The organism is Bartonella sp. AA86SXKL, assembly GCF_042196885.1.
In genome coordinates this window covers 1-8,497 of record NZ_JBHIRE010000034.1, presented here as the reverse complement: position 1 = coordinate 8,497, position 8,497 = coordinate 1, and the positions used below count along the sequence as shown (strand labels likewise).

6 protein-coding genes and 1 pseudogene are annotated in these 8,497 nt (G+C 35.6%); 6 read left to right on the top strand and 1 reads right to left on the bottom strand.

What is annotated here, in order from left to right; translation table 11 throughout:
- The 5 genes from ACFIO5_RS08795 to ACFIO5_RS08775 all read left to right on the top strand — a co-directional run.
- A partial coding sequence (locus ACFIO5_RS08795) for a VENN motif pre-toxin domain-containing protein (protein WP_375705252.1) occupies nt 1–1,203 on the top strand: 1,203 nt, incomplete at its 5' end.
- A 135-nt stretch (nt 1,204–1,338) separates the two neighbouring features.
- The gene (locus ACFIO5_RS08790) at nt 1,339–1,692 is read left to right on the top strand and encodes a hypothetical protein (protein WP_183194745.1); all 354 of its coding nucleotides are present in this window, start codon (nt 1,339–1,341) and stop codon (nt 1,690–1,692) included.
- 6 nt (nt 1,693–1,698) lie between these two features.
- Nucleotides 1,699–4,263 carry a DUF6990 domain-containing protein gene (locus ACFIO5_RS08785; RefSeq protein ID WP_375705251.1) on the top strand — a complete coding sequence of 855 codons (2,565 nt, stop codon included), beginning with the start codon at nt 1,699–1,701 and terminating at the stop codon, nt 4,261–4,263.
- A gap of 88 nt (nt 4,264–4,351) precedes the next feature.
- Nucleotides 4,352–4,702 (top strand): HNH/ENDO VII family nuclease, encoded by a 351-nt coding sequence (locus ACFIO5_RS08780; RefSeq protein ID WP_375618707.1) that lies wholly within the window; start codon nt 4,352–4,354, stop codon nt 4,700–4,702.
- A 270-nt stretch (nt 4,703–4,972) separates the two neighbouring features.
- Nucleotides 4,973–5,443, top strand: coding sequence for an SMI1/KNR4 family protein (locus tag ACFIO5_RS08775; RefSeq protein WP_375610943.1), 471 nt, complete (start codon nt 4,973–4,975; stop codon nt 5,441–5,443).
- 936 nt (nt 5,444–6,379) lie between these two features.
- Here the strand turns inward: ACFIO5_RS08775 and ACFIO5_RS08770 are convergent.
- Nucleotides 6,380–6,839: pseudogene (locus ACFIO5_RS08770) on the bottom strand (type ISP restriction/modification enzyme); the annotation flags it as partial.
- Between the two features lie 1,028 nt (nt 6,840–7,867).
- Here ACFIO5_RS08770 and ACFIO5_RS08765 point away from each other — a divergent pair.
- Nucleotides 7,868–8,497 (top strand): POTRA domain-containing protein (locus ACFIO5_RS08765; protein WP_375705250.1); only part of this gene is annotated, 630 nt, incomplete at its 3' end.

The following is an 8,497-nucleotide window of genomic DNA, read 5'->3' as shown; positions in this document are numbered from 1 at the left end:
TTTTTTAACAATCTGCGCATCGCCCTGTCTGATACGGTTGGCAAATCGTTGGCGGAAGAAATCGGTACCGCCAAGGCTGAAGGCAAAATAGATACGGTCACACAGATCGTTGCCCACGCCGGTCTTGGCTGTTTAAAAGGCGCGGTTGCGAGCGGTGCTTGCACAGCCGGTGCTGTGGGGGGTGCTGTGGGCGAAGCCACTGCTATGCTCCAGTTTAAACTGTCGACCAAAAATTTTATACAAAAAGAAATAGCAGCATTGGATGGTCGTGTTCCAACGGCAGAAGAACAAGCGCGTATCAATGCAAAGATTGAAGCACAGTTTTCTGATTTTAATGATCATGCCATTGATATCGCGCGCATAGCGGGGGGCTTTGCTGCTGCCCTTGCTGGTGGTGATGTCAATACTGGCGCTGATGCCGCAGGTAATGCTGCCGAAAATAATTTTCTTCCTGCGGTAGCAGCTGCTGTAGCGTTCATTGTGTCGCTTACGCCACAAGAGTTGGCAGCTCTGTCTCTTTTTATGGCTGGTGGAGCAACTATTGTTCAATCTCCTAACAATAGAACCGCTATAGCTGATTTCCTTACCTATTGGTTTGCATCGAAAAATTCTGCAGAAGATAGCGAAAAAACAAATCAAAACTCACAAGAAGAAAAAAATAAAGATTCTCAGAAAGAAAGTAAAAATAAGAAAAAAAACGGAAACAATAAAGAACCACAAAACAATAATGATGGAAAGGGTAACATACTTGAACAAGTCAGGAAGCATCATGATAAAAAACGCGATGAGAAAAAACAAGAATTAAAGGATGAAGGATGTATAGTATGCGAGACAGAAATAGTATTCAAAACTAAGACGGATAAGGGGGTAGTAAAATCTCGTGCGGATATTGTTTATATAGAGAATGGTAAAATAAAAATTGGCGAGGTAAAAACGGGGAATAATTCTAAATTAAGTGAACAACAAAAGATTTTAAAAGAGGCATATAAAGAAGGAAATGCTGAGTCCACAAAAGGAAAATTTATAAAATTTTTTAAAGAGAACAAAGAGTTCTTAGAGAAATATCAAGAATCGTTCAAAGATTTTAAAGGAAGTGATAAAGAATTAAACGAGGCTAGCAAAGAATGGATTAAAGGACAATTGAATAATAAGTTAGACAAAACTGACGTTAACGTTTTTCATTATCCAGGACTTTTTGAATGAAAGTGAATAGCGATGCGAACTAAAGACGTGACAGAGATTTTAAAAACGCTTGGCTGGGAGACGAAAGATCAACTATTATTTACAGTGGTAGAACAGTATTAGCGTGAATAAACTGCGACTTATGGAGAATAATCTATGAACTTTTCGTTAAAAAAAATACATCGCCCTGATATTATTTATGTGGAGAAAGGTGTATTAAAAGTTATTGATATAAAAACTGGTAATTTTCAATTAACAGAATGTCAAAAAGATTTTGAAATAGCGTATAAAACAGGAGATGCAAAACCTTTTGGGAAAATTATGAAACGCTATCTGGGCGAAAATAAGGAACAGCTTAATAAATACCAAGAAGATTTGAAAAAATTTGAAGGAGATGCAGAGCTTCTGAAAGAGTTTAGAGACAATTGGAGTGAAAATCAAATAAACAAAGAGTGGAATAGAATAATTCCTTATACAGTTAGCTGTTATCCGGCGGTTGGAGAAGAGTGAAACATTATGCAAACTAAAGATGCAGCAGAAATATTAAAAAGTCTGGGCTGTGAGCTCTATCGTGATGAAGTAGGCGATACATTTGCCTATTATTATCTTCCGGATCGCATTGTGGATTTGAGCTATGGTGTGAAACATGAAACGGATGGTGAAAAATTTTGGTTATTAGCTAGTCTCACAACTGCTTCTTATAGTCTTGCTTGTGAATATTCTAGGGGGCAAAAGTCACGGTATGGATATATACTCTATCCAGAAATAGGTGATTTCGGGGTTACGGTACCGGATCTTTCAGAAAGTCATATTGAATCTGCTTTAAACAAAGTCATTACTTGGGCGCAAGCACAAGATATTGAAAAAAAATTACATGAAGAAGCTGCTAATCATTCTCTTGTTGCAAAGGCTCTTCTCGGCGAGATAGAAGCTTTAAGGAGTTATGAGTCTACGCCCAAAATAAACGTATCAGAATTTTCTGATTATAAAATAATGACGTGGAATGAACGCTTGCTTCTTTTTGCACAAGCCTATAAGAATGGAGAGTTAGACGATATTCTAACGCGCAAAAAGCCCAAACAGCGCTCGATAAGCCTTACCGCAGCAAGTCGCATCTTCAAAACGCTAGGATGGATTGCTATGGAACCTGGGAGAATGTTTCTTTCTTTGCCAGATCGTTTTATTCAGTTTGATTTTGGTTTTGTACGCCTCCATGACAATTACAATGTCCGTCTTGAAGCTGAGATCTCTAATGAAGAGATTTCTATAGCTTGTCGTTATATTCACTATAGGGGAGAATATAATTGGATACGACCTACGGATATTTATCAGTCTTTTAATACAATTGGGGGAGGGATTTTTAGTGGTTTTGGTAAAGGGATTGATATTTGTGTAGAGAGGTTGAATGAGCAAGAATTGACGCAAATCTCTGAGCGGATAATACAATGGGCACGCGCTCAAGATTTACAAGCATCGATCGAAAGCAAAACAGTTGTTCAAAAATATAGTTACGATACAGATATAGTTTGGCATTTGGCTTGTTTAGCGTTGACAGGTCGAATTGATATCCTGAAATCTTATAAAAATTTTTTAGAAGCTGGTACGATTTCTGAACATTTGGATGATGATGAAGTAGAAAAATATGTTAACCATGCCGTTGAATTTGCTGAAGAACATCTGAAAATCCTTAATGAGCGAGAAGCAGCAGAAGCACATCTTGGTCCGAAAGCTTTGATTACTTTCAATAAGGTTGCTGAGCAATTAAAAGAAATGGGTTGGACAGTTTATCGTGATAAAAACTATGATCGTAATACCTATTTTATCAGTAAAGACCGTATCATCAATATAATGTACAGTCTTCAAAGTGATGAAGAAGAGCCAATTGTTGCATTTAAGGCTTCCCTTTCAACACTTGGCTTTTCCACTGCTCATAGAGAGATTTTCTATAATATGCCTCAATATATAGCCCTCAAAGAAGCAGAAGAAGTTTATACAGTTTCTAGTACTGAATTGGATGAAGGCAAGCTGAAACAGATCAGTGCGGATATTCTTGAATGGGCTGATCGGCAAAATGTGAATCAAATCATCTATGATTATGCGGCTTTGCCAACAAACAGTGAACTTGATCTTGTAGCGCGTCACCTTATTGCGCTTGTTTTGATTGGGGATGTTGAAAAGCTCAAATCTTATAAGGAGAATTTTAGAAAGGGAAATCCTTTAGGTTTTGTGGAAGAAATCTCAAAATATAGAATTGATAATCTCCTCACTCTTGCGCGGGGTTATCGAGCAGGTTTTCCGAAAAATGCACCGATTTTGAGCTTGGATCCGCAAATAGCATCTGTTGCTTCTAAAACAACTTCTGTTGAAGTGGCAGAGGAAGTGGATGAAGTGGATGACAATGATGATCGTCTCACCATGGAAAGTGCTCATGCACTTTTAAAAAGCTTAGGCTGGTCAACCGAGAAAATCAATGAGAATGACCATATGGCAAGCTATCAATTGGCTGATCGTGAAGTAGACATTCTTTATAACGACGAAATTGCCAAAGACTACCCGCAATTTGATAGCGCCTTTATGATTAGCACGGGCATTCTTTCCGCTGCTTGTAAATTCATTGATCCTACCTACACGGAAGATATTCCAGATATACAGCTTAATTTTGAAGCCAAGGGATTAGAAATCTTTGAACCAGAAGTCACTACGGATCGTTTAACACAGGCGCTTGATGATGCTTTAGAATGGGCGGTAACAGACATTGACCTTTCTAAAAGACTTCGCTCTGATTATGGCACTGCTCCTTGGGAAAAAGGCGCCACGTCTAAAGCAAACGATACGGATTATGCTTTACTTCATCTTGGCGCTCTTGCTTTATTGGGTGATGTTGAGACCTTACAATCTTATCAGCAAAGCTTTACGGCAGGTGATCACCTAGGCTTTGACGAGAGCATCAACAAAACCCACCTTGAACGTGCATTAGCTTTAGCCAAAGAAGTAGCAAAGGTGAAGCAAGTGAGCTACGCTTTGATTGAACGGGTGGCAGAAAAGTTTGATGATCACTCAGAGCTTTCTAGCGAGGAATAACCTCGCTCTTGGAAGGAGAGTTTATTTAAGTCTATTTAGAACAAAGAATAAATTGATTATTTTGAAAAAATTGAGGGGATTATGAATCATGAAATGGATAAAGAAAAAAAGTATGGGGGCAGCTGAGCCGGTGGAATTTAAAAGTCAAAAAGTTTATCAGGAAGATGAACTGTTTGAGCCCGAAACAGTTTCTTCTTGGAAAGAAGAAGGACAGATAGTAACGGGTACAAATGTGGAAAGAATGGTATCAGGAAGAGCACCTATTGGAGTCGATTTTAGACCTATTATGTTACATCCTGTGACACAAGAACAAGATAGTCCTCTCGTTGAGGTTCTCTACTCATTTTATCAAGGCAGGAGTTTGGTTGCTCCTATGAATCCAAAGACAAATTTTATCAGAAAAGTTATTTGTTGGATTTCAAAAAAAATTCCTAAGTAGGAAAAAAGAAAGAGTAATTATTGCAAATATTGAAATAATATCCCTAAAAGGCGCTCTCTAAACTTTAATGATCACCTCCTTTAATTCCATCATATATTGTAAATGCGAGATGATTGTACAGAGACAGATGAGAAAAGAGCTCCGTCAAGAACATATCTCTTATGATTTTATCAATCTCATCTCAATTCCATTGGCTATAGTAGAAAAAGATTGATCATTAGGAGCACTCATTATGAGTAAAAACACGCTGTGACTTATGGAGAAAAATTTATGAAAAGTTATACTTTATCAGATGTTGCACAATATGTTGATATGCATAGTCATGTTATTAATTTTGGTACTCAAGATAATGCCCCTGATGATGTACGGATTAAAACAGCTGAGAACACTCTTGGTTTACAATTTACCTCTTCCTATAAGAATTTTTTAAAAAATTATGGAGGAGGAGAAATTGGAGGTGAAGAAATATTCAGTATTTATGAAATCTGTGCAGGTATTCCTGCTGGTGATATTGTTTACCGAAATTTGCTCGATAGAAGAGATGGCTTTACGGACCCCAAACAACTTGTTATCTGCACAACTGATTTTGGTGAAACCTTTTATTTTGATTATAAGCAGTTTCGGGATGGTGAATGCCCACTCTATCTCAAGTATACATCTGAAGATTCTGAATATTACGCAAGTAATTTTTATGAATTTCTCTGTAAAAGAATTAAAGAGTATGCAGGGGAAGATTCATGAAAACTTATACCTTAGATGATGTTATACAACTAGTTGATAAATAGAATAATTGCGATTTATTGCTTGTTATGAAAACATCTAAAAAGAGATTGATCATTATAAAGATTAGAAAAATCCCTTTTAATAGACCGTGTCAGTGTTGTCAGTTCTTTTTAGAGCCTATATTATTTTTTTAATGAGAGAAAATTAAAATGAATATATTTCAATAGGTTATAATTTTAATGATGCAACCTTTATTAAAAGACAACCCATAAATTCAATTCATAATATATATTTGTCAGTTATATGTCAGTAAATTGAACTGACAAAATAGATTATTTTAGTGAGTGATTAAAATGTGCTTTATGAAAAGCATATAATCCTTTAAAGCCTTTCAAAAGATAGTTTGTAACTCATAAGAAATGCTATCAAGATCCTTATGGTTGTTAGTTTTGAAGATTTTGAGTATTTTGAGGGTTCCTTTTACTCCCCTTTATATATTTTTTTCAATAAAAAAATAAAAGTTATTATATTTCAATATATTAGCATTTTAGAGATACAGTCTATATTAAGATGCAACCTATAAATACAACCCATGGTATATTTTTGAAGGTATTTTGAGGGTTTGAGAAACATTCAAAACCTATAAGTAATATAAGAAAATGAATATACATAACCCTCTTTAAACAAAGCTTTTGATAACAATAAAGCTATCATTTTAGATTACGGTATAACCTCTTAAAGGCAATGTAAAAAAATCTAATTCTATTTAAGAGTGGGTTTCTTAAAAGTCTTAAAGCAATCCAAATAAGAGTATCTAAAAGTGCAAGTTTCTTCTTTTTAGAATAATGCATATAAACACTCCTTTTAAAGATTGTATGTAAGCTATTTATAAAGGGGGGATAGAACCTATAGGTATAAGACCTTATATCCCTTTGTGAGTTTAGCATGCCAAGTCTATTCAGTTTCTCTTATTTCTAATTTTGGTAGTTTTTTCACGATTTTCATTGTTTCTAAACTTACAGTAATAACCCTTTGAAACAATTCTAAAGGGTAGGCAGGATTTCCAACGATCTCAACAGCATAACGATTGGCATCATTAACAATACCACTCTTTTTATTTATTTTTACACATTGACACCCCATAACCCATTCAAGAGCAGGCTTGCCATTTACGATATACTCATAAGCTTCAAGAGGGATATCTGTCATGATGATATTGCTGTTGTAGATAACAGTTGATTTATTCTTTTCCTTACTATTCTTAATTTTTGCGAATTTCATTTCAGTCACATAATAGAATTTCTCAGAATTAGAGATGTCAGTTAATTTTGGATTACCCTTTTAAAGGCACGGAATAAGATTCTACAGTTTCATAACTCACGTGCAAATGACTGAGTTCACGCCCTGTTACAACAGAGCTCCGTTTTCATATGAGAGGGTTAATTCTTATCAAAAGAATCAAAACGAAGCTTATTAAATCCATTTTGAGTAAATGGTGAAAAAAATGCAGAAAAATGCGAAAAAACGGATAAATTTTTTTCAAAAGGGTTTTTAAAGGCTACTTATCCACAGCCTATGACATGAGGTAAAATCAGCAAAATAGTGAATTTTGCTGTTCGTTTCACGTGTTCATCAAGACAAATGAACTATGTGCTTTTAAAATATCATAATGAGTATTTTGATAGGTTTTATGAGTCACTAAAATAGTCTATTTTGTCAGTTTAATTTACTGACACAAACTGACAAATATATATTATGGATTGTATTTAAGGTTGTATTGTCGATATAGGTTGTATCGTTAAAATGCTAACATATTGAAATATAATGTTTTTAATTTTCTCTCATTTAAAAAAATAATATAGGCTCTAAAAAGAACTGACAACACTGACAGCACTGGACAAAACTCTTCTGTTCAGATCACTCAGATCATTGTCTTTGGAGAAAAGTTCTTTGATGAAAATGCCATTAAATATAAATTATTAGAAAATCAAGACTTTGTTTGCTCGCCAAATTTGGCGAGCAAAGGCAGGAAAAAGAGTTTTGCGTAATTGTCTTGAAAGGCTCTCAAAGAGATTTCTTATTGTTTTCTATGATGGTTTTTGACGACAGGATGTGCTTGATAGGATGATGTCTCGTTTATATGGGTGTTGAGTGGCTTAGAGGAGCTGGAGAGTGAATTTATCTCTAATTATTGATAAATATATTGTAGCATTAAACTGGGGATATTGATGTATTAACCATTGACGGGCTAAACAGTTTTGTTTAGAGGTTTTTTCATATAAATGTGGGGGAGAGATCTTCAGCAGTTAAAATAAAGCAGTTTTTGGGTGTCACTTTTCTTTGGTCACAGAGGCATGTGCTTTTGTTAAAAGCGTTATAGGGCAGTGGCTGTTTTGAGTGGATTTATTAGCGGTTCCATGAAGTTCTTTTAAAGAGTGCTTCATGAATAATGCAAAGCGGGGGCAATCTGTATTGTTATTGATATTTTTACGCCAAAGTTCTCTTTTGAGAATTTTTCGTGCCATTGTTGTTTTCTTTGGCTTGTTTACAGGTGTAAATGTTTATGCGCGTTCCTCAGCTATTTTTCATTCCCCAACAGATAATTTTTCTCGCCAACAATCTGAGAAGCAGCAATTAGAAAGAATTGAGAATTTACGGTCTTTAACGCCTAAAAGGATCAAGACGCCTTCAGAGCAAAATCCAGAAATGCTTTTGGGTGGGAAACAATGTTTTCCCATTCATGCTATTATTGTTGAGGGAGTGCATCATGTCAAAAAGCGCTCTATATCAGCCGTAACAGAGCCTTATGTTGGAAGATGTATCGGTCTTTTTGATATTCAGCTCTTAATCAAGAAGTTAACCAAAGTTTATTTGGATCAAGGCTATGTGACGGCGCGTTTTTATATTCCCGATCAAGATATCAAAAACAGCAAGACGCTCAAATTTGTTGTCGTTGAGGGCAAGCTTTCAGATATTTACTATAATGGTTCACCGGCGTCTCGTTATAATAATGTTGTATGGAGTGCTTTTCCTGGGCTTCAAGGTCATGTTCTGAACATGCGCGATATTGAA

What these genes read in the sequence shown, in the direction of transcription:
- ACFIO5_RS08790 (WP_183194745.1), top strand. Translation starts at nt 1,339, where the DNA reads ATGAACTTTTCGTTAAAAAAAATACATCGCCCTGATATTATTTATGTG.
- ACFIO5_RS08785 (WP_375705251.1), top strand. Translation starts at nt 1,699, where the DNA reads ATGCAAACTAAAGATGCAGCAGAAATATTAAAAAGTCTGGGCTGTGAG.
- ACFIO5_RS08780 (WP_375618707.1), top strand. Translation starts at nt 4,352, where the DNA reads ATGAAATGGATAAAGAAAAAAAGTATGGGGGCAGCTGAGCCGGTGGAA.
- ACFIO5_RS08775 (WP_375610943.1), top strand. Translation starts at nt 4,973, where the DNA reads ATGAAAAGTTATACTTTATCAGATGTTGCACAATATGTTGATATGCAT.